Genomic DNA, 22532 nt, shown 5'->3' on the forward strand with positions numbered 1-22532 from the left:
TTTCACATATTAGCAACCAACCAGCAACATCCTTATGGCACAAAAATAGAAGGTCAATACATCTTATCTTTCAGGATTAAAAAATATGACCACACCCTCAGATTTGAACATTTACCAACTGATTGACACCCAAAACGGTCGGGTCACTCCGCGTATTTATACCGACCCGGACATTTACCAACTGGAGCTTGAGCGTATTTTCGGTCGTTGCTGGCTATTTCTCGCCCACGAAAGCCAGATCCCAAAACCCGGTGATTTCTTTAACACCTACATGGGAGAAGATGCAGTTGTCGTGGTGCGCCAGAAAGACGGCAGCATCAAGGCGTTTCTCAACCAATGCCGCCACCGGGCCATGCGTGTGAGTTATGCAGATTGTGGCAACAGTCGCGCCTTTACCTGCCCGTATCACGGCTGGTCTTATGGCATTAACGGCGAGTTGATCGATGTACCGCTGGAACCTCGCGCCTACCCACAAGGGTTGTGTAAATCCCACTGGGGGCTAAACGAAGTTCCTTGTGTGGAGAGTTATAAAGGACTGATTTTTGGCAACTGGGATACCAGCGCACCGGGCCTGCATGATTACCTGGGTGACATTGCCTGGTATCTGGATGGCATGCTGGATCGTCGCGAAGGCGGCACCGAAATTGTCGGCGGCGTACAAAAGTGGGTGATCAACTGTAACTGGAAATTCCCGGCAGAGCAGTTCGCCAGTGACCAGTATCATGCTCTGTTCAGCCATGCTTCTGCCGTTCAGGTATTAGGGGCGAAAGATGATGGCAGCGATAAGCGCCTCGGTGATGGACAAACCGCCCGCCCGGTGTGGGAAACCGCCAAAGATGCGCTGCAATTTGGTCAGGACGGTCACGGTAGCGGTTTCTTCTTTACTGAAAAACCGGATGCTAATGTCTGGGTCGATGGCGCAGTTTCAAGCTATTACCGCGAAACCTATGCCGAAGCAGAACAACGTTTAGGTGAAGTTCGCGCCCTGCGCCTGGCGGGTCATAACAATATATTCCCCACGCTTTCATGGCTAAACGGCACTGCCACACTCCGCGTCTGGCATCCGCGCGGCCCTGATCAAGTTGAAGTGTGGGCGTTCTGTATTACTGACAAAGCCGCCTCCGATGAAGTTAAAGCCGCTTTTGAAAACAGCGCCACTCGTGCTTTTGGTCCTGCTGGTTTTCTCGAGCAGGATGACTCGGAGAACTGGTGTGAAATCCAGAAATTGCTTAAAGGCCACCGCGCCCGCAACAGCAAACTGTGTCTGGAAATGGGGCTTGGTCAGGAAAAGCGCCGCGACGACGGCATTCCTGGCATTACTAACTATATCTTTTCAGAAACTGCCGCTCGTGGAATGTACCAACGCTGGGCCGATCTTCTGAGTAGCGAAAGCTGGCAGGAAGTGCTCGATAAAACCGCCGCTTACCAGCAGGAGGTGATGAAATGAGTGCGCAAGTTTCACTGGAGTTACATCACCGCATTAGCCAGTTTCTCTTTCACGAAGCCAGTCTGCTGGATGACTGGAAATTTCGTGACTGGTTGGCACAGCTCGACGAAGAGATTCGTTACACCATGCGCACCACGGTTAACGCGCAAACACGCGACCGTCGCAAAGGCGTCCAGCCGCCGACGACCTGGATTTTCAATGACACCAAAGACCAGCTGGAGCGGCGAATCGCCCGTCTGGAAACGGGCATGGCCTGGGCAGAAGAGCCGCCGTCACGCACTCGTCACTTAATCAGCAACTGCCAGGTAAGCGAAACCGACATCCCAAACGTATTTGCCGTGAGGGTGAATTATCTACTTTATCGGGCACAAAAAGAGCGCGATGAAACATTCTATGTTGGAACGCGTTTCGACAAAGTTCGCCGTCTGGAAGATGACAACTGGCGCTTGCTGGAACGGGATATCGTCCTGGATCAAGCGGTGATCACTTCCCATAACCTGAGTGTACTGTTCTGATGAATCGAATTTATGCGTGTCCCGTTGCGGATGTGCCGGAGGGTGAGGCTCTCCGGATAGATACCTCGCCCGTCATCGCCTTGTTCAACGTGGGCGGCGAGTTTTATGCCATTAACGATCGTTGCAGCCATGGTAATGCGTCGATGTCAGAAGGGTATCTGGAAGATGACGCCACGGTGGAGTGCCCGCTACACGCCGCCAGTTTTTGCCTGAAAACGGGGAAAGCGTTATGCCTGCCCGCCACCGATCCGCTCACCACTTATCCAGTACACGTTGAAGGTGGTGACATTTTCATCGACTTACCGGAGGCGCAGCCATGAGCGATCTGCATAACGAGTCCATTTTTATTACCGGCGGCGGATCGGGATTAGGGCTGGCGCTGGTCGAGCGATTTATCGAAGAAGGCGCGCAAGTTGCCACGCTGGAACTGTCGGCGGCAAAAGTCGCCAGTCTGCGTCAGCGATTTGGCGAACATATTCTGGCGGTGGAAGGTAACGTGACCTGTTATGCCGATTATCAACGCGCGGTCGATCAGATCCTGACTCGTTCCGGCAAGCTGGATTGTTTTATCGGCAATGCAGGCATCTGGGATCACAATGCCTCACTGGTTAATACTCCCGCAGAGACGCTCGAAACCGGCTTCCACGAGCTGTTTAACGTCAACGTACTCGGTTACCTGCTGGGCGCAAAAGCCTGCGCTCCGGCGTTAATCGCCAGTGAAGGCAGCATGATTTTCACACTGTCAAATGCCGCCTGGTATCCTGGCGGCGGTGGCCCGCTGTACACCACCAGTAAACATGCCGCAACCGGACTTATTCGCCAACTGGCTTATGAACTGGCACCGAAAGTGCGGGTGAATGGCGTCGGCCCGTGTGGTATGGCCAGCGACCTGCGCGGCCCACAGGCGCTCGGGCAAAGTGAAACCTCGATAATGCAGTCTCTGACGCCGGAGAAAATTGCCGCCATTTTACCGCTGCAATTTTTCCCGCAACCGGCGGATTTTACGGGGCCGTATGTGATGTTGGCATCGCGGCGCAATAATCGCGCATTAAGCGGTGTGATGATCAACGCTGATGCGGGTTTAGCGATTCGCGGCATTCGCCACGTAGCGGCTGGGCTGGATCTTTAAGGAAGCACGATGAAAGAAAAAACGATCATTATTGTCGGTGGCGGGCAAGCGGCGGCAATGGCTGCGGCCTCGCTACGCCAGCAAGGGTTCACCGGTGAGCTGCATCTGTTTTCCGATGAGCGACATCTTCCTTATGAACGACCTCCACTCTCGAAATCCATGTTGCTGGAAGATTCCCCGCAGTTACAGCAGGTGTTACCCGCTAACTGGTGGCAGGAAAACAATGTTCATCTGCATTCCGGTGTAACCATCAAAACGCTGGGTCGCGACACACGAGAGTTAGTGTTAACCAACGGCGAAAGCTGGCACTGGGATCAGCTTTTTATAGCAACCGGCGCGGCAGCTCGACCGCTGCCGTTGCTTGATGCACTGGGAGAACGCTGCTTTACCCTACACCATGCCGGTGATGCCGCCAGACTGCGAGAAGTTCTGCAGCCCGAACGGTCAGTCGTGATTGTCGGTGCCGGAACTATTGGTCTGGAACTGGCTGCCAGCGCCACGCAGCGCAGCGCAGCGCAGCGCAGCGCAGATGTAAGGTGACAGTGATTGAACTGGCGGCAACCGTCATGGGCCGTAATGCACCACCGCCCGTGCAACGCTATCTTTTACAGCGCCATCAGCAGGCTGGTGTGCGCATTCTGCTCAATAATGCCATTGAACATGTGGTCGATGGTGAAAAAGTAGAACTGACGCTGCAAAGTGGGGAAACGCTTCAGGCTGATGTGGTGATTTACGGTATTGGTATCAGCGCCAACGAGCAACTGGCTCGCGAGGCCAACCTTGATACTGCCAATGGCATTGTCATTGATGAGGCTTGCCGCACCTGCGATCCCGCGATCTTTGCCGGTGGCGATGTGGCAATCACTCGTCTTGATAATGGTGCACTACACCGCTGCGAAAGCTGGGAAAACGCCAATAACCAGGCGCAAATTGCCGCTGCCGCAATGTTAGGGCTACCGCTACCGCTACTGCCGCCGCCGTGGTTCTGGAGCGATCAGTACAGTGATAACTTACAGTTTATTGGCGATATGCGTGGCGATGACTGGCTTTGTCGTGGCAACCCGGAAACTCAGAAGGCGATTTGGTTTAATCTGCAAAACGGCGTGCTTATCGGTGCGGTCACGCTGAATCAGGGCCGTGAGATTCGCCCAATTCGCAAATGGATCCAGAGCGGCAAAACGTTTGATGCGAAACTGCTGATAGATGAGAACATCGCGCTTAAATCACTGTAATCAGGATAATTAGCGAATATCTCAATGCCTGGGGCGTGGCGAGGTGCAAGAGTGTGTATTACGTTTAAATCACATTATCTTGCAAAGGGATTGGTTATGAACACACTACGTTATTTTGATTTTGGAGCTGCCCGCCCCGTTTTGTTATTAATTGCCCGTATCGCCGTGGTCTTAATTTTCATTATTTTTGGTTTTCCCAAAATGATGGGCTTTGACGGTACGGTCCAATATATGGCCTCGTTGGGCGCGCCAATGCCGATGCTGGCAGCGATTATTGCGGTAGTTATGGAAGTGCCCGCCGCGATATTAATCGTGCTTGGCTTTTTCACCCGTCCGCTGGCGGTGCTGTTTATTTTCTACACGCTGGGTACGGCGGTGATTGGTCACCATTACTGGGATATGACCGGCGATGCGGTTGGGCCAAATATGATTAATTTCTGGAAGAATGTCAGTATCGCTGGCGCGTTCTTGCTATTGGCAATTACCGGACCGGGGGCAATTTCTCTCGATCGGCGTTAGGAAAGATGCCGGATGCGGCGTGAACGCCTTATCCGGCATTTTATAAATTACAGCCACTCTACCCGCAACGACATCTCTGAGGTTGTTGATTCCCCTGGTGCTAGCGCAATGAGATCACACCCTTCCGGGCGATGATGCTCATCCGGCGCATGGCTCATCGGTTCCAGACAGAAGAAATCAAACGCATATCCTTTATCAAACGCAGGGTCGGAAACAAAGATGAAATAACACGGTGCAGGTGGCGTCGTTTCCATGATGATGGCATAACCTTCCTGCGGCTGCTCGATGCGGGCCTGACCATTCCATCCGGCAAAACCATTGTTCACCCACTGACGCGGCAACGGCGCGAGCTGGTTAAAATCCAGTTCCTGCGGTAGCTGCTCGCAAAACTCACCCGCCAGCCACTGCTCCCGTTCCAGCCAGTAACCGCTCGCCTGCGCCTGAATCCGCGTTTGTGGTGACAACGGAAAATAAGGATGCCAGCCGGTACCAAATGGCAGCGTCTCTGCCCCTTGATTGGTGACAGAGAGCGTCACCGTCAGCGTATCCGCCGTTAAATGAAACGCCTGACTTACCCGATAGTGATAGACACCGCTGCGATGTTCATACACCAGACACAAACTATCATCGCTGTGCGAGACACATTGCCACTCGCCCAGCCAGCCATCGCCGTGTAGATAGTGCGCATCCCACTCAACATTCGGTTGCAGTTGATACTCACGCCCCTGCCAGACAAAACGGTTGCCGCTCACCCGGTTTGCAAATGGCACCAGCGGAAAACATGAGGCATCGGTTGCCACACCGCTTTTTTTACCAGGACGTAAGAGCGGCGTCGTATCGCGCCAGAAGCCTTCGATTACGCCGCCCTGGTCAGAAACGTCCAGCTTTAGCGACCCGTGGGATAAGGTATAGATGGTCATCCGCTAACTCCTTAATCCGGGAAGTTAATCACAACTTTCCCGCATTTGCCGCTCGCCATCAGCACATAGGCATCACCTGCCTGTTCTAGCGAGAAGCGATGGGTAATGGCGTTACGCGGCCACAGCTTCCAGTCAGTCAAATCGTGGGCGCATTTTTCCATATGGAACAGACTGGTCACCCAGGAGCCGATAATCCGCCGTTGATGGTGCATCAGATCAGCGCTGACCTCGAATTCCACTTTTCCGGTTTCACCAATGTAAACCACCCGCCCCCAGTCAGCAGTGGATTGCAGTGCCAGCAAGCGACCTGCGGCATTACCGGAACAATCGAGCGCAACATCCGCGCCACCGTGGGTAAGTTCAGCAATTATCTGCGGCAGACCTTCGGTGGTTGCTAAATAGCCGTGATCCATCCCCCCTAACTGTTTTGCCATCGCCAGACGTTCCGGCAGCATATCAACGCCGATGATCCGTTTTGCACCGCGACCTTTCGCCAGCATCATCGCCATCATGCCGACCGGCCCCAGACCGACCACCAGCACGTTATCGCTGCCGGAAACTTCGCCGCGCAAAATCCCTTCATAGGCCGTGCCAACGCCGCAACTGATAAACGCACCATCTTCGTAGCTCAGCGCATCCGGCAGGAGGATCAGATCTTTTTCTTCCGCCAGCAGATATTCGGCATGACCGCCGTCACGCTGCCAGCCGTAAGCCGCTTTTCCTTTGCCAGTACAAGAGATAGGAAAGCCGCGGCGGCAGTTCGGGCAAAAACCACAGCCAGAAATGTGATACACCAGCACGCGGTCGCCCTCTTTAAAATGGCGGCAGCCTTGCCCCATCGCCACAATCTGCCCGCACGGTTCATGACCGTTGATAAATCCCTGGTATAACGGTTTATCGGGTGCCGCCGCCGTGGCACAGTGTTGATGATAGATATAGTGGACATCGCTTCCGCAAATCCCGGAGGATTTCATTTTGATCAGTACCTGGTTAATCCCCGGCGTCGGCACCGCAACTTCCCGCAGATCGACGGTTGAATTTCCTAGTAAATAAGCAGCCAGCATCGTTTTCATAAATCCCTCATTAACAATACGATTAATTTTCATCCCTGCAGCACCCGCGCCAGGGGCGTTAAGGTTTAGCGTTTCGCTTTACTGCTTCGCTGGGTCAGCAAGATATTCGCCAGCACCGCCACCACGATGATGACGCCGCGTACCACCTGCTGGAAAAAGGAGTTAATACCGAGCAGCACCAGACCGTTACCGATTAGCGTAATCACCAGCACACCAAGCAATGTACCGAACAGGGAACCGCGACCGCCGGAAAGTGCCGTACCGCCGACCACGACCGCGGCGATGACGTCAAACTCCAGACCGTTTGCGGCACCTGCGTTACCGGAACCGAGGCGTGCCGCCAACAAAATGCCGGTCACCGCCGCTAATAATCCCGAAAGGGTAAAGATAAGAATGCGCACTCGACGAACGTTAATACCGCACAACTGCGCCGCCGTGGCATTACCGCCAACGGCAAAAACCGAGCGCCCGAAGGCGGTTTTTCGGCTAATGAACACAAACAGCGCAAACAACACCATCATGATCAGCGCGGATACTGGCACACCGAGAAATTGTCCGCCCAGCCAGTCCAGCACCTCGTTTTCGTCAATCGGCACTGGCAGTGCGTTGGTCATAAACAGCCCCATTCCGCGCAGAGCGCTCCACAGCCCCAGTGTGGCAACGAAACTTGGTACGTTAAACACGCCGCGCAGCACCCCGGCGAGCGTTCCCATCAGCGCGCCTAACAGCAACACCAGCAGACAAGCAATCGCCAACGGAACTTCAAATTGCAGCAAAAATGCCAGGCACACCGAGACAAAAGCCACCATCGGCCCAACGCTGACATCAATTTCACCGGAGATAATAATCAGCGTCATCGCCCAGGCGGCAATCCCAATGGTGGCGGCATCGCGCAGCACGTTCATCTGGTTATTCAATGAGATAAAGCCAGGCGCGTTCAGGGAGAAGACCAGATAAAGAATGGCAATCACCACCAGCAAACCGATCTCATTAATATGGCGACTGACAAATTGTTTGAGCGAGACGCTCTTGCCCTGCGGCAATGGTAATGACGAAGCATACATCTTCAGGTTCCTCGGTAAAATTCATCAGTGCACAGACAGAATGGCGGACATCAGCTCATCCACATTGACCGGCGAGTGAAACTCCTGCGAGAACGTGCCGTGCTGTAATAACAGGATGCGGTCACACACCAGCGGCAATTCCTCCACTTCACTGGAGATAAACACCACGCTTTTTCCTTCGGCAGCCAGCTCACGGACAATACGGTAAATCTGCTGTTTGGCTTCGATATCGACGCCGCGCGTTGGCTCGTCGAGCAACAAAATCTGGCTGGCGGCATAGACCCAACGACCGATCACCACTTTTTGCTGATTGCCACCAGAAAGCGTGCCGATGGGTGTTTCGCTACTGGCAGCCTTGACCGTCATCCGCTGCATCACCTCTTCGGTCAGGCGGCGGATGGTGGACCATTGCAGCACACCGTTGGTGCTGATTTTTTGCCGATTGGTCAGCACTGTATTTTCGTCAACGCCTAGCCAGGGAATGATCCCCGCTTCTTTGCGGTTTTCTGGCGTATAGCCAATGCCGCGTTTCAGCATGTCGCCGTAATCGGGGCGCATGATTTTCTCGCCGTTGATAACAATTTCGCCCTGTTCATACGTCTCCAGCCCAACAATCGCCTTCAGCAATTCACTGCGCCCTGCCCCCAGCAGGCCAGCAATGCCAAGCACTTCGCCACGACGTAGCGTAAAGCTGATATCCTCCAGCTTGGGCTTATGGCGTAACGCACGGACTTCCAGTACGGCCTGATCCACAATTTCCTGAGGGGCAACCGGCGCAATATCAACGTGATCACGCCCTAGCATTAGCGACACAATATGATGCGTGGAGGTGTTTTCGAGCATCACATCGCCCGCCACCTGACCATCGCGCATAACGGTGGCATAGGAGGCAATGCGGCGGATTTCTTCCATCCGGTGGCTGACATAAATCACCGCCACGCCCAGTGCCGACATCTTTTTCACCGCACTGATCACCAGTTCAACTTCTGCACTGGCAAGCGAGCTGGTGGGTTCATCAAGAATGACCACGCGCGGCTCGCCCTTCATCACCCGTGCAATTTCCACCAGTTGCTTTTGCGCCGGGCTTAGCGTTGAAACAAGTTGTTCAGGACTAACGTCAACGCCCAGCGCCTGTAAGCAACGTTGGGCATCCTGCGCCATTTGCAGGTAATCAATCATGCCGTTGCGGCGAGGCCATTGACCAAGGCAGAGGTTTTCTGCCACCGTCAGCCCTTCCACCAGACTTAATTCCTGATAAACCGCACGAACCCCCAGTTCAGCGGCACGGCGAGTCAACGTAGCTTCGTCACCTTCCAGTCGCGTCTCGCCAATCCAGATATCACCGCTATCCGGGCGTTCGCTGCCGGTAAGCATTCGAATGAGAGTCGATTTGCCCGCGCCGTTTTTACCTAACAGCGCACGAACTTCGCCTTTATTGAGCGTGAAGTTAACGTTATCCAGCGCAACGACGCCGGGGTAACGCTTATTTCCTGCCACCACTTTTGCTACCGGGACTGCCTCTGTTGCCGTGAACATAGGGACCTCTGCGAATCAGCGATTAGGGCAGACCATCAACGTGCGTTGCCAGCCACTGTTTACCATCTTCCGTTTTGGTATAGAGATCGATTGGCACCTGAATCACTTTTTCACCGTCGGCTTGTTTATTGATAACCTTCAATGTTTGCGCGAAAACAGCATTGCCCATTTTCTTACCGGAAATATCCACTACCGCTTTCAGCACCTGATTGTTTTCCAGCTCCTGAGCAATTTCGGTTGTCATATCCGAACCGAAAACAGCAATTTTTCCGGCCTGATTTTGATTACGTACCGCTTTTACCGCGCCGAGTGTCGCACCGCCCGACTCCCCCATAATGGCGTTGAGATCCGGCGTGGAGATAATCAGTTTTTCACCAACGGAAATCGCTTTATCTAAAACAGTCCCTTCCTGGTTAGCGACAATTTGCGCGCCGGGAACGCGGGATTTTAATACTTCTTCAAATCCTTTACGTCGCTGCACACAAACTTCAAAGGCTTCGCAATTGATGACGGCAATTTTCGGCTGGTCAATTTTATTGGCAATAAAATAATCGGCGGCAGCGTTACCCAGTTTTTACCAAATTCCAGTGGATCGCCGACCAGATACGCCGAGACATATTTATCGACACCCTTTTGATTAATACAGGTGTTGTAGCAAATCACCGGAATACCCGCTTCACTGGCGCGACGAACGGTACGGCTACTGCCATTTTCAGACACTGCCGATAAAATAATGGCATCGACATTACGCGCCACGAGGGTATCAACAAAGGTACTTTCTTTCGAAATATCCCCCTGGGCGTTAGTTTCAATTAACTGTACCTGTACTGAAGAATCTTTTGCCGCATCCTGAACGCCCTGACGCACTCCAGCGTAATATCCCTGGGTATCAAGGTATATTGCACCAATGGTCATTTCTTTATCCGCAGCCCTGGCAAATAGTGCGCTACCTAATAGCGTAGCCATTAATAATAGATTACGGGTTGTTCTCATTTTTTTAGGCATAGTGCCTCCTGTAGGGTTTTTATTAACAACGGCTTATTCTAATTATTTTGTGATGAGCGGCAGCGCGTGCCGCTCAAATATTACAGTTAATAGGGTTTAGTGAACGTAGTTAAAAATAAAAGGCATCACAGTGGTGAATAATGCCGCTTTCGGCCAGGCCGGATTAATCGCCGTCAATTCAGCGCGAGCAGACTCATATTGCGCAACCTCCCCGAGTCCCGCGGACGCCAGCATCGCCACCATCAGGCATTTTTCTTTATGCTGCTGTTGTAAATCGCCATACAGCGATAACAGGTCAGGTTGTGAAACAGCAAAGAAATCCGCCTCAATACTGGTTTTCGCCATCTCTTGCGCCCACTGTTTCATTTCACTAAACAGTTGCTGTGCGGTTTGCTGTTCACCCAGCAGTCGCAGCGCCATTCCTTGCCAGAAGAGATAATCAACCGGCTGATCGTTGTAATAACTGTGGATGTTAATGGTGCGATCGCCGGTCGCCGCCAGACGTAAACAACGCATCGCTTCAGTTTCATCGCCCTGCGCGTTGGCGCATATCGCCTGCCAGAACCAGATGTCGTTATCAGTTTGCCCCGGTAAACGGCCTTCGCTTAAATTCTCCGGATAATACAGCGCGGCATGAAGCAGTTCGCTGGCCTGCTGCGGCTCTCTGGCATCAAGATGCTGCCAGGCGCGTAATAACTGGTTGAGGATAAACTGACTGGTGACCTTCCCTTCCCCGCCTTCCCACGGGTGGAATTTACGCGTGGCGAGAATGTCCGCCGCTTTGTCTGCCTGACCCGTGAGATGCCACAAATTGAGCAGTTCTGCGGTCATGTCGTCGCGTTTCAGCGCAATTTCCAGATTATTTTCCAGACGCGCCAGTCGTTTCTCCGGTGTGGCTCCACTTAACTTATCCAGCAAATCCCGTTCGAAAAGCAGACGTGCATCCTGCGGCGCAAGCTGATAAGCATTATCAAGATAACGCGCGGCCAGCTCATAATCGTGTTTCTTATTCCACGCATGGATCGCTAACCCGCGCCAGCCGTCGGCAAACTCCGGCGACATCTCTACGCAACGTTGCCATAAGGCAATGGCTTTGTTGTAGCTACGTTTGTTGTAGTAGAAGCAGGCCAGTAAATGGCGAGCAAACCAACACTCTTCAATACTCTCCAGCGCCGCCACTTCTTCCAGCGTATTCGGGAAACGGACAAACTGCGGGAAGACATCAATGGCTTTTGCGACCAGTTCGCCACGTTCGGCTTTCGGCAGCAAGCTGGCTTGCAGGTAAAGCGGCAGCGTGCGCTGGCAGTCCAGTGCGTTCAGCATCTCTGCCGCCAGGGTGGGCATTCCCCAGTTAATCAGTTGCCCGGCGGTCATCAGAGCGTTAACGTCGCGTCCCTGACACAGACCGCGCCACTGCGCGAGGGCTGATTCGCTACGACCATCGAACCAGTTCAGCCACCACAGAGTGGCGTTCAGCGGATAATCACGCAGCAGTTTCTCGCGCTGCAAACGCGCGTTGTCCTGACGACCACTTAACACCAGCAGCAGATTATGCAAGCAAAGCACTTCCTGATTGGTTGGGCAGGCACGAAGACTTTGTTGGCAAAAATCCAGACCCGCGTCGAAGTTATCATTACGCGCCGCCAGTCGTGCCAGACCATAATAGCCGCCTGCTTTACTATTGCCGCTCCAGACCGCACGCCAGAAATCCTCTTCGGCTTGTTGATATTGTCCCTGACGTTCGTAAGCACTGGCGCGAATCAAACTTGCTTGTCCACACTGCGGGTTTTTGTTCAGCGCATGTGCACGTTTCAGCGCCTGACTGGCATACGCCACCGCTTGCGGGAAATCTGCGCGGTTATATTCCAGCATCGCCAGCGCCAGGTTACAGCGATAATCCAGCGGGTCCAGCGCCACGCCGCGCAGGTAGTAATCGAACGGTGAACGGCTGGCGTGATGATATTGCTCCAGATGCTGACCGATAAACCAGGCTTCATCTGTACTGGTAATGTCTTGTGCTGCCAGTGGCGCTTTGGCGACGTCCGGCAACGGCAACTCCTGCGGCTGATGTTCCTGATAACTCAGTACAATATTGCCGTCGGCATCGGAGAGTTCAATGGTCAGTCTGTCAGGATTGATACCGTGCAACACGCCCTGGATGGCGGTCGCTGGTGTCAGGGCCACGGCATCATCGAGCAACGCGTTGCATTTGCCGATTTCGCGGATCGCCAGACGGTATCCGTTCAACGGAGAGATGGCATACAGCCCCCACTCAATCCCCCGCTCACTACGCTGGAGTTTTATCACCGCATCGCGGGAGGCATTTTGCACCATGCCCAGAGAATGATAAGGCAGGAAATACTGCTCGAAACGCTTCTCTTCGTAAGCATCAAGCCAGGTAAAATCAGGCTGGTTATCGGCAAAAATACCGGTCATCAGTTCGATATACGGGCCGTTATTGTCGGTCAGACTCTTATCCCACGCCTGGCCAAATTCACTGTGTCCCCAACTCCACTGTTTTTTACCTGGCGCAATATGGTGGTTGGCAACGTGCAGCAAACCGCCATCTTCATCGTGACACCACGCGCCGACAAAATCGTACTGCGATTTTTCGGCCATATATGAGGTTGGAACAGGCACATTTTTATAGCGAGAAATGTCCACTCCGGCGGAGTAGTCCACTTTGTAGTAAGTGCCGGTGGCGATGGGGAAAGCGGAGACGGCCCGTTTGCCGTGATCAAACACCGCAGTCACATCCGGTGGGAAAACGCTCTGATGCCCTTCACCCCCTTTCACTGCCGGGTTGACCCACCACAAGAAATGACGCGGCGTGGCGTTGCCGTTATAGACGCGGCTGGCGATTTCCAGTGCCGCCCGGTCAGGGCGCAGGGTGAAACCTGTCATCACCTGTAAACCATGCATCGGCTCCGTTTCGCCGACCCACACCGTCTGTGCACCGTCTTCATGGGCTTCGAGGGTGAAATCAACGGGCATAAAGGTGGTCGGGCGATGGTGTTGCGGCCAGTTAAACTCAATCCCGCCGGAGATCCACGGTCCCAGCATCCCCACCAGCGCAGGTTTAATGACTTCATTGTGATAGACAAAATCGCGCTGTTTCACTTTATCCCATGCGCGATGCACCCGACCGCCCAGTTCCGGCAGGATCATCACTTTGATGTAGTCGTTTTCCAGCCACACCGCCTGCTAGGATTTCAGGGTTTTCTGCTCGCTCAGCGTATCGGTCACGCCGTAGGGATAAACCGCGCCGGACGATCCCTGATAAACGCGATTTTCCAGGAACATGGGATGTATATCCTGCGGCCCGGTTTCATAGGTCGGGATCTCAACGCGCTCTTGCCACACTTTTACTGGAGTCATGGTGCCCTCAATATTAACAAGACATACTGAATTAAAAGATTTGTGGCAGTGTATTGAACAATCTGGCAATGTTTTCGCGGAATAATCACGCAATTAACTAAACAAGGTTTAGTGAAGATGAGAGCCTGCATTAACAATCAACAGATTCGCCACCATAACAAATGCGTGATTCTGGAACTGCTGTACCGGCAAAAGCGCGCCAATAAATCAACGCTGGCCCGGCTGGCGCAAATTTCGATTCCGGCAGTCAGTAATATTTTGCAGGAACTGGAAAGCGAAAAACGGGTGGTGAATATTGACGATGAAAGCCAGACGCGCGGGCATAGTAGCGGTACATGGCTGATTGCGCCGGAAGGTGACTGGACGCTGTGCCTGAACGTGACGCCCACCAGTATTGAGTGTCAGGTTGCTAATGCTTGTTTAAGTCCGAAAGGCGAATTTGAGTATTTACAGATTGATGTACCGACGCCGCAGGCGCTGCTGTCCGAAATCGAAAAATGCTGGCATCGCCACCGTAAATTGTGGCCGGACCGCACCATCAATCTGGCGCTGGCAATCCACGGGCAGGTTGATCCGGTGACCGGCGTATCGCAAACCATGCCGCAAGCGCCGTGGACAACGCCAGTTGAGGTGAAGTATCTGCTGGAAGAGAAGCTGGGCATTCGGGTGCTGGTCGATAATGACTGCGTGATGCTGGCGCTGGCGGAGAAATGGCAAAATAATTCGCAGGAACGGGATTTCTGCGTGATCAACGTTGATTACGGCATTGGCTCGTCGTTCGTGATTAACGAGCAAATTTATCGCGGCAGTTTGTATGGTAGCGGACAGATTGGTCACACCATCGTTAATCCGGATGGAGTCGTCTGCGACTGTGGACGTTACGGCAGCCTGGAAACCGTCGCCTCGTTAAGTGCATTAAAAAAACAGGCGCGGGTATGGCTAAAATCACAACCGGTTAATACTCAGCTTGAGCCTGAAAAACTGACAACCGCGCAGTTAATCGCTGCCTGGCAGAGTGGAGAACCGTGGATCACCAGCTGGGTTGATCGCTCTGCCAATGCCATTGGTTTGAGTCTGTATAACTTCCTCAACATCCTCAATATTAATCAGATTTGGTTGTACGGTCGCAGTTGTGCCTTTGGTGAGAACTGGCTTAATACTATTATTCGCCAGACAGGATTTAACCCGTTCGACCGCGACGAAGGACCGAGCGTGAAAGCGACGCAAATTGGCTTCGGGCAATTAAGCCGCGCACAACAGGTGCTGGGAATTGGCTATTTGTATGTTGAGGCGCAGTTACGACAGATTTGATGGCGCGATAACGTAGAAAGGCTTCCCGAAGGAAGCCTTGATGATCATAAACGAAAAATTGCCTGATGCGCTACGCTTATCAGGCCTACACGGAGATTGCAATATATTGAATTTGCAAGATTTTGTAGGCCTGAGAAGGTGTTCATGCCGCATCCAACATGAACAACGAGCACATTGTCAGCAAATCACCGTTTCGCTTATGCGTAAACCGGGTAACGTGCGCAGATGTCGAGAACTTTACCTTTGATGCGCTCGATAACGGCTTCATCATTGATGCTGTCCAGCACGTCACACATCCAGCCAGCCAGTTCTTTCGCTTCGGCTTCTTTAAAGCCGCGACGGGTAATCGCCGGAGTACCTACACGAATACCGGAGGTCACAAACGGGCTCTTCGGATCGTTCGGTACGCTGTTTTTGTTGACGGTGATGTTAGCACGGCCCAGAGCGGCGTCTGCTTCTTTACCGGTCAGGTTTTTATCAACCAGATCAACCAGGAACAGGTGGTTATCAGTGCCGCCGGAAACCACTTTGTAGCCGCGCTCGAGGAACACTTCTACCATCGCTTTAGCGTTTTTCGCGACCTGCTGCTGGTAAGTTTTGAACTCAGGCTCCATCGCTTCTTTCAGAGCAACCGCTTTACCGGCGATTACGTGCATCAACGGACCGCCCTGACCACCAGGGAAAACGGCAGAGTTCAGTTTTTTGTACAGCTCTTCGCTACCACCTTTCGCCAAGATCAGGCCGCCGCGCGGACCCGCCAGGGTTTTGTGAGTGGTGGTAGTAACAACGTGAGCATGAGGAACCGGGTTCGGGTAGACGCCAGCAGCAACCAGGCCCGCAACGTGCGCCATATCAACGAACAGATAAGCACCGATGCTGTCAGCGATTTCACGCATTTTCGCCCAGTCAACCACGCCGGAATATGCAGAGAAACCACCGATAATCATTTTCGGCTTGTGTTCTTTGGCTTGTTTTTCCAGATCGGCGTAATCGATATGACCGGTAGCATCGATACCGTAAGGAACGATGTTGTACAGTTTACCGGAGAAGTTAACCGGAGAACCGTGAGTCAGGTGACCGCCATGCGCCAGGTTCATACCCAGAACGGTATCACCTGGTTCCAGCAGCGCGGTGTAGACCGCAAAGTTAGCCTGGGAGCCGGAGTGCGGCTGGACGTTAGCGTAGTCAGCGCCGAACAGTTCTTTCGCACGATCGATCGCCAGTTGTTCAACGATATCAACATACTCGCAACCGCCGTAGTAGCGTTTGCCCGGATAACCTTCAGCATATTTGTTGGTCAGCTGAGAACCCTGCGCCTGCATTACGCGCGGGCTGGTGTAGTTTTCGGAGGCGATCAGTTCGATGTGCTCTTCCTGACGTACTTTTTCCTGCTCCATAGCCTGCCACAGTTCGGCATCATAATCGGCAATGTTCATTTCACGCTTTAACATCCGCATCTCCTGACTCAGCTAACAATAAAATTTTTGGCCTTTATAGGCGGTCCTGTTGGACAACGGCGAACAGTATAACCGAATCATTGTGCGATAACAGGTCTTGACAAAGGAATTTACGCAAACGATTACCTTCAGGCTACGCAAGGCTTTGGAGAATAAAGAGCTTGCAACCGGAAACGGATTTCTTTTCAGGTTTGTGATGCAAATTTTTCACTTCATCACATTCTTTCTGAAAAACACCAAAGAACCATTTACATTGCAGGGCTATTTTTTATAAGATGCATTTGAGATACATCAATTAAGATGCAAAAAAGGAAGACCATATGCTTGACGCTCAAACCATCGCTACAGTAAAAGCCACCATCCCTTTACTGGTGGAAACGGGGCCAAAGTTAACCGCCCATTTCTACGACCGTATGTTTACTCATAACCCAGAACTCAAAGAAATTTTTAACATGAGTAACCAGCGTAATGGCGATCAACGTGAAGCCCTGTTTAACGCTATTGCCGCCTACGCCAGTAATATTGAAAACCTGCCTGCGCTGCTGCCAGCGGTAGAAAAAATCGCGCAGAAGCACACCAGCTTCCAGATCAAACCGGAACAGTACAACATCGTCGGTGAACACCTGTTGGCAACGCTGGACGAAATGTTCAGCCCGGGGCAGGAAGTGCTGGACGCGTGGGGTAAAGCCTATGGTGTACTGGCTAATGTATTTATCAATCGCGAGGCGGAAATCTATAACGAAAACGCCAGCAAAGCCGGTGGTTGGGAAGGTACTCGCGATTTCCGCATTGTGGCTAAAACACCGCGCAGCGCGCTTATCACCAGCTTCGAACTGGAGCCGGTCGACGGTGGCGCAGTGGCAGAATACCGTCCGGGGCAATATCTCGGCGTCTGGCTGAAGCCGGAAGGTTTCCCGCATCAGGAAATTCGTCAGTACTCTTTGACTCGCAAACCGGATGGCAAAGGCTATCGTATCGCGGTGAAACGCGAAGAGGGTGGGCAGGTATCCAACTGGTTGCACAATCACGCCAATGTTGGCGATGTCGTGAAACTGGTCGCTCCGGCAGGTGATTTCTTTATGGCTGTCGCAGATGACACACCAGTGACGTTAATCTCTACCGGTGTTGGTCAAACGCCAATGCTGGCAATGCTCGACACGCTGGCAAAAGCAGGCCACACAGCACAAGTGAACTGGTTCCATGCGGCAGAAAATGGCGAAGTTCACGCCTTTGCTGATGAAGTTAAGGAACTGGGGCAGTCACTGCCGCGCTTTACCGCGCACACCTGGTATCGTCAGCCGAGCGAAGCCGATCGCGCTAAAGGTCAGTTTGATAGCGAAGGTCTGATGGATTTGAGCAAACTGGAAGGTGCGTTCAGCGATCCGACAATGCAGTTCTATCTCTGCGGCCCGGTTGGCTTCATGCAGTTTACCGCGAAACAGTTAGTGGATCTGGGCGTGAAGCAGGAAAACATTCATTACGAATGCTTTGGCCCGCATAAGGTGCTGTAATTTGATGTTGCCGGATGGAAACATCCGGCAACCCTTGACGCGGTTTAAATTGCCGCGTCGTCCTCTTCACCGGTACGGATGCGAATGACCCGAGCCACGTCAAAGACGAAGATTTTACCGTCACCGATTTTGCCGGTTTGCGCCGTGCGAATAATGGTATCGACACAGGTATCGACAATGTCGTCCGGTACGACAATCTCAATTTTCACTTTCGGCAGAAAATCCACCATATACTCCGCGCCGCGGTACAGCTCGGTATGGCCTTTCTGGCGACCAAAGCCTTTCACTTCGGTCACCGTCATGCCGGTAATACCGACTTCGGCCAGTGCTTCGCGGACATCGTCCAGCTTGAAGGGTTTTATAATCGCATCAATCTTTTTCATGCTATTCCTTGAAAAGGTTGCCTGTCTTTTGATCTGCTAAACGTAACACATAACGCCAATTCATTCCTTGAAATCGTTTGCATCCAGCTCGTGTCGGGAAAGCAGTTTATAAAATTCTGTCCGGTTGCGCCCCGCCATTCTCGCCGCGTGGGTGACGTTGCCTTTGGTGATTTGCAGCAGCTTACGCAAGTAGTTGAGTTCAAAATGATTACGTGCCTCAACAAAGGTTGGCAGCGCCGTATTTTCACCCTCCAGCGCCTGCTCCACCAGCGCATCACTAATCACCGGAGATGAGGTCAGCGCCACGCACTGTTCAATCACGTTGACCAACTGGCGCACATTACCCGGCCAGCTCGCGGTCATCAGGCGTTTCATCGCATCGGTAGAGAACGCGCGGACAAACGGTTTATGTCGCTCTGCCGCCTGGCGCAACAGGTGATTTGCCAGTAGCGGAATGTCTTCTGTGCGCTCCGCCAGTGCCGGAATTTTCAGGCTGACAACGTTGAGGCGGTAATAGAGATCTTCGCGGAATTCCCCGCGCGCCATCGCTTTTGACAGATCACGGTGAGTGGCAGAAATAATCCGCACATTGATATCAATATCGCGGTTACTGCCCAGCGGGCGCACTTTACGCTCCTGCAACACGCGCAGCAGTTTGACCTGTAACGGCGCAGGCATATCGCCAATTTCATCGAGAAATAGCGTTCCGCCTTCCGCCGCCTGGAATAAACCTTCGCGATTGCTGACAGCGCCAGTAAACGCGCCACGCGCATGACCAAACAGCTCCGACTCCAGCAATTGCTCGGGCAATGCGCCACAGTTAATAGCAATAAATGGTTTGCTGTTGCGCGGGCTGGCGTTGTGGATAGCCTGGGCGAAAATCTCTTTCCCGGTGCCGCTCTGACCGTTAATCAAAACGCTGACGTCTGATTGCGCCACCAGCCGCGCCTGTTCCAGCAAACGCAGCATCAGCGGGCTGCGGGTGACAATTGCCTCGCGCCAGCGTTCATCGGTGGCTGGCGCGGATTGCTCCAGCGCATCGTCAATTGCCTGATATAGCGCATCTTTATCGACAGGCTTGGTGAGGAAACTAAAAACGCCCTGCTGTGTTGCAGCAACGGCATCGGGGATAGAACCATGCGCAGTAAGAATAATTACTGGCATTCCCGGCTGCACTTTCTGGATTTCAGCAAATAGCTGCATACCGTCCATTTCATCCATCCGCAGGTCGCTGATAACTAAATCTACTTTTTCGCGATTCAGTACCCGTAATCCTTCAGCGCCACTTTCCGCCGTGACCACACTGTAGCCTTCGCTGGTCAGGCGCAGGCCAAGCAGTTTCAGCAATCCCGGATCGTCATCGACCAATAATAAATGCGCAGGTTTATGGCTCATCAGGAGTGACCTCATGGGTGGATGGCGCGGGCTTTTCACTCTCGTGCGGCGTATCCGGCGAGAAATTTCCAGCCGGTTTGCGGGTCGAGAGCTGGCGTTCAATATCGGTCAGGTTTTCCAGCTTGCGGGTGGTGAGTTCCAGTTGCTGCTGTAGAACGTGATGTTGCTGGCGCAATGTATCCAGCTCGCTGTCGCTGGACTGCTGGAGTTTACTGTAACGTTGGCGCTCTTCCGCCAGTTGCAGTTGCAGCGCCTGACCGTCGCGCCAGAGTTGATACAGTGGGCGAACCTGTGCCGGGATCTCGGTACTTAACGCTTCAATACGCGCGACCAGCTGGCGGCGCTCATACGGCGTAATTTTGGCGTCGGCGAGCAAAATCCCTTGTTTAAAGGTATTTTGCCAGCTGCCGTCGTCATATTGGCGAGCTTGCTGACGCGACTGCGCAGGCATTAAACGATCAGCACAATCCATCGCCCGCAGCCAGTAAAGCGGATTGGTTTCGGTTGATTTACCTTGCAGCGCCCAGATGTCGCTACATTCAGTAGAAAGATAGTCAGCCAGTTGATAAACCGGAATTTTTTCTTCTGCTGGCGTATCAATGGCTGGCTTATTGTGATTCTGCACGCAACCCAGCAATGCCAGACATGGCAGCCCTGCCAGCCACAGCCGTCGGGGCAATAATCGTTGAAAAATGTGTCGCATATTCACCAGACTTAAAGCCTATCCCAGTGGGCGTAATTGTTGCAGACAGTCTGGACATGGACAGCGCGGAGAAACCGGGGCGTACATATCGTACGTGAAGATTTCGAGCACTACCCGGGGCCGAACTGACAAATAAAATAGCCTGATAGGATAGGCTGTTAGCATTATTTCGTGTTTTTCGACGACGGTAATTCAATGCGGAAACAAACGTCTTGCCCGCTCTCGTCGACCAGATACAGTTCCCCTTGCATACGGCGAATACAATCCCTGGCAATGCTTAATCCCAGACCGCTGCCCTTCACCGCCCCTTTTCGCTGGTGGCTTCCCTGAAAAAAGGGTTCGAAGATCATGGCGCGTTCCTCTTGCGGAATGGGCGTGCCTGTATTGATGACATCAATATAAACCCGCGCACCATGTAAACTGCTGCGAAGGCAAATGTTACCGGATTCAGCCCCGTAGTGCACCGCATTGGAGTAAAGATTATCCAGTACGCTCATCAGCAGCATTGGCTCCGCCAGGCAAGCTGTTGCTTTGAGATCGACGTCGGTATGCATCATTTTAGCCCGTGCGGGCAGGCTATGAGCAGAAACCACTGTCTCCACCAGCGGTGCTAATTCAACATTCTCCAGTTCCACCGCACTGTCCGCCTGTTTACGGTTGTAATCAAGCAGTTGTTCGATCAGTTTTTGCAAATTGCAGCTGCTGCTATCAAGAATGCTCACCACCTCTTTTTGCTCTGGCGTAAGCGGCCCGACAACCTGATCAGCCAGTAATTCAGTGCCCTCGCGCATACTCGCCAGTGGCGTTTTTAATTCATGAGATAAATGTCTTAAAAATTGATGGCGTTGGGATTCCAGCCATGACAGGCGCTCACTTAACCAAAGAATACGTTGCCCAACCGAGCGTAACTCGCTCGGTCCACAGAACGAAACGCTATTGCCCAGAGAACGCCCTTCCCCCAGACGGTTGATCATGCGCTCGATATTTTTCACCGGCCCGATAATCATCCGCGTGAAAAGTAGCACCATCACCAGACTCACCAGAAATAGCACCAGCGATTGCCAACCAAAATATTGCCCACGTTCGGCGATTTCACGCTGAAGTTGCTGCCCACGAGAGAACACCACTGTGCGCGTGGCCTGCACCATTTCGGTATTGGCACTGGCAAAGGCTTCAAGACGCGCGGCGGCGGCAGCATCGGGACCACTGTTGTTACACTGAAGTTGGGCCAGATTGTTCAAATCCTGACGCAATGCCTGGTAAAGTTTATCGTCTGGCAGTACGCCTGCGTGGGCATCGAGCATTTCGCTGTAACGCTTGCGCTGGCTTTGATAAACCTTCGCAAGCGTAGGGTCGTCCAGCACGCAATACTGACGGTAGCTACGCTCCATCTCCAGCGCCGCGTTGGTCATCGCTTCACTACGCCGGGCATCAATAAGCGTAGTGCGGTTAACCAGCGCCGCCTGATCGCTAAGCGCATTCAGGCTTTGCCAGGCTTGCCATGCCAGCACCAACAGGGGTAGTAGAATTAGCAAAAATGCCAGCATTACCAGTTGTCGTAATGAGCGGGGAAAAACGGGCCAGCGTTTCAAGGTGTTACTCTCGTCAGACGCGAATAGCCTGATGCTAACCGAGGGGAAGTTCAGATACAACAAAGCCGGGAATTACCCGGCTTTGTTATGGAATAAGGCGGTGCCTAACTCGACGTTTCGCCCGATGGTTGATATAGCTACGCTGATATCAGAAGTTGGACGGCAGGCACCTTGTTGTGCGTCATTCGAATTTTATGTAGCACGTCCCGAAGGGGCTGACATAAGTCGGTGAATGAGCCACTGCTTACTATTATGCAGTAACTGTGCCAATAAAGAAAATAGTTTGGTAACGTACTGATTATACGTTGCTTTGAGGGATTTATGGCTTCTTCGCTATTTGAATGTAAATCAGCCACTGTGTC

16 protein-coding genes, 3 pseudogenes and 2 other annotated features are annotated in these 22532 nt (G+C 52.7%); of the genes and pseudogenes, 8 read left to right on the forward strand and 11 right to left on the reverse strand.

Annotated features, from left to right (window positions below; all coding sequences use genetic code 11):
* Positions 1 to 85: 85 nt before the first annotated feature.
* From hcaA1 to yphA, 6 genes and pseudogenes are all read left to right on the forward strand, one after another.
* Positions 86 to 1447, forward strand: a complete 1362-nt coding sequence (hcaA1, locus tag SF2585) for a 3-phenylpropionate/cinnamic acid dioxygenase subunit alpha (RefSeq protein ID NP_708377.1) — start codon at positions 86 to 88, stop codon at positions 1445 to 1447.
* A complete protein-coding gene (gene hcaA2, locus SF2586; RefSeq protein NP_708378.1) occupies positions 1444 to 1962 on the forward strand; it encodes a 3-phenylpropionate/cinnamic acid dioxygenase subunit beta in 519 nt (172 codons plus the stop codon). The genes hcaA1 and hcaA2 overlap by 4 nt, the downstream gene beginning before the upstream one ends.
* Positions 1962 to 2282: a 3-phenylpropionate/cinnamic acid dioxygenase ferredoxin subunit gene (gene hcaC / locus SF2587; RefSeq protein ID NP_708379.1), complete on the forward strand. Its 321-nt coding sequence runs from the start codon at positions 1962 to 1964 to the stop codon at positions 2280 to 2282. The genes hcaA2 and hcaC overlap by 1 nt, the downstream gene beginning before the upstream one ends.
* On the forward strand, positions 2279 to 3091 hold the full coding sequence (hcaB, locus tag SF2588; protein NP_708380.1) for a 3-phenylpropionate-dihydrodiol/cinnamic acid-dihydrodiol dehydrogenase: 813 nt from the start codon (positions 2279 to 2281) through the stop codon (positions 3089 to 3091). Before hcaC ends, hcaB begins: the two co-directional genes overlap by 4 nt.
* A 9-nt stretch (positions 3092 to 3100) precedes the next feature.
* Positions 3101 to 4323, forward strand: a sequence feature (Similar to Escherichia coli K12 ferredoxin reductase subunit of phenylpropionate dioxygenase gi: 1788892 (401 aa). BLAST with identity of 99% in 408 aa. This CDS contains an in-frame stop codon. The sequence has been checked and is believed to be correct.).
* Positions 3101 to 4323 (forward strand): annotated as a pseudogene (hcaD, locus tag SF2589). It overlaps the preceding feature by 1223 nt.
* Before the next feature lie 24 nt (positions 4324 to 4347).
* Positions 4348 to 4842, forward strand: a complete 495-nt coding sequence (gene yphA, locus SF2590; RefSeq protein NP_708381.1) for a hypothetical protein — start codon at positions 4348 to 4350, stop codon at positions 4840 to 4842.
* A gap of 47 nt (positions 4843 to 4889) precedes the next feature.
* Here the strand turns inward: yphA and yphB are convergent, their stop codons facing one another.
* From yphB to SF2596, 6 genes and pseudogenes are all read right to left on the reverse strand, one after another.
* Entirely contained in the window at positions 4890 to 5762 is an 873-nt protein-coding gene (gene yphB, locus SF2591) for a hypothetical protein (protein NP_708382.1), read from the reverse strand.
* An 11-nt stretch (positions 5763 to 5773) separates the two neighbouring features.
* Positions 5774 to 6868 (reverse strand): oxidoreductase, encoded by a 1095-nt coding sequence (gene yphC / locus SF2592; protein NP_708383.1) that lies wholly within the window; start codon positions 6866 to 6868, stop codon positions 5774 to 5776.
* 32 nt (positions 6869 to 6900) lie between these two features.
* Positions 6901 to 7899, reverse strand: coding sequence for a transport system permease (yphD, locus tag SF2593; RefSeq protein ID NP_708384.1), 999 nt, complete (start codon positions 7897 to 7899; stop codon positions 6901 to 6903).
* Positions 7900 to 7923: 24 nt separating this feature from the next.
* Positions 7924 to 9435 carry an ABC transporter ATP-binding protein gene (yphE, locus tag SF2594; protein NP_708385.1) on the reverse strand — a complete coding sequence of 504 codons (1512 nt, stop codon included), beginning with the start codon at positions 9433 to 9435 and terminating at the stop codon, positions 7924 to 7926.
* Between the two features lie 22 nt (positions 9436 to 9457).
* Positions 9458 to 10440, reverse strand: a sequence feature (Similar to Escherichia coli K12 LACI-type transcriptional regulator gi: 1788898 (328 aa). BLAST with identity of 97% in 327 aa. This CDS contains an in-frame stop codon. The sequence has been checked and is believed to be correct.).
* Positions 9458 to 10440 (reverse strand): annotated as a pseudogene (yphF, locus tag SF2595). It overlaps the preceding feature by 983 nt.
* Positions 10441 to 10536: 96 nt before the next feature.
* Positions 10537 to 13818 (reverse strand): annotated as a pseudogene (locus SF2596).
* A gap of 117 nt (positions 13819 to 13935) precedes the next feature.
* On the opposite strand from SF2596, the gene yphH reads away from it, so the two are divergent.
* Positions 13936 to 15129: a NagC-like transcriptional regulator gene (gene yphH / locus SF2597; protein ID NP_708387.2), complete on the forward strand. Its 1194-nt coding sequence runs from the start codon at positions 13936 to 13938 to the stop codon at positions 15127 to 15129.
* Between the two features lie 197 nt (positions 15130 to 15326).
* Here yphH and glyA read toward each other — a convergent pair whose 3' ends face one another.
* A complete protein-coding gene (gene glyA, locus SF2598; protein ID NP_708388.2) occupies positions 15327 to 16580 on the reverse strand; it encodes a serine hydroxymethyltransferase in 1254 nt (417 codons plus the stop codon).
* A gap of 326 nt (positions 16581 to 16906) precedes the next feature.
* On the opposite strand from glyA, the gene hmpA reads away from it, so the two are divergent.
* The gene (gene hmpA, locus SF2599) at positions 16907 to 18097 is read left to right on the forward strand and encodes a bifunctional nitric oxide dioxygenase/dihydropteridine reductase 2 (RefSeq protein NP_708389.1); all 1191 of its coding nucleotides are present in this window, start codon (positions 16907 to 16909) and stop codon (positions 18095 to 18097) included.
* 44 nt (positions 18098 to 18141) lie between these two features.
* On the opposite strand, the gene glnB is transcribed toward hmpA, so the two are convergent.
* The 4 genes from glnB to yfhK all read right to left on the reverse strand — a co-directional run bounded on the left by glnB (position 18142) and on the right by yfhK (position 22233).
* Positions 18142 to 18480: a nitrogen regulatory protein P-II 1 gene (glnB, locus tag SF2600; protein ID NP_708390.1), complete on the reverse strand. Its 339-nt coding sequence runs from the start codon at positions 18478 to 18480 to the stop codon at positions 18142 to 18144.
* Between the two features lie 60 nt (positions 18481 to 18540).
* On the reverse strand, positions 18541 to 19875 hold the full coding sequence (gene yfhA, locus SF2601; protein ID NP_708391.2) for a response regulator GlrR: 1335 nt from the start codon (positions 19873 to 19875) through the stop codon (positions 18541 to 18543).
* Positions 19865 to 20578 carry a hypothetical protein gene (gene yfhG, locus SF2602; protein NP_708392.2) on the reverse strand — a complete coding sequence of 238 codons (714 nt, stop codon included), beginning with the start codon at positions 20576 to 20578 and terminating at the stop codon, positions 19865 to 19867. Before yfhG ends, yfhA begins: the two co-directional genes overlap by 11 nt.
* Positions 20579 to 20742: 164 nt before the next feature.
* On the reverse strand, positions 20743 to 22233 hold the full coding sequence (gene yfhK, locus SF2603; RefSeq protein NP_708393.1) for a 2-component sensor protein: 1491 nt from the start codon (positions 22231 to 22233) through the stop codon (positions 20743 to 20745).
* Positions 22234 to 22532: the final 299 nt, after the last annotated feature.

This window comes from Shigella flexneri 2a str. 301, assembly GCF_000006925.2.
Classification (GTDB): domain Bacteria; phylum Pseudomonadota; class Gammaproteobacteria; order Enterobacterales; family Enterobacteriaceae; genus ECMA0423.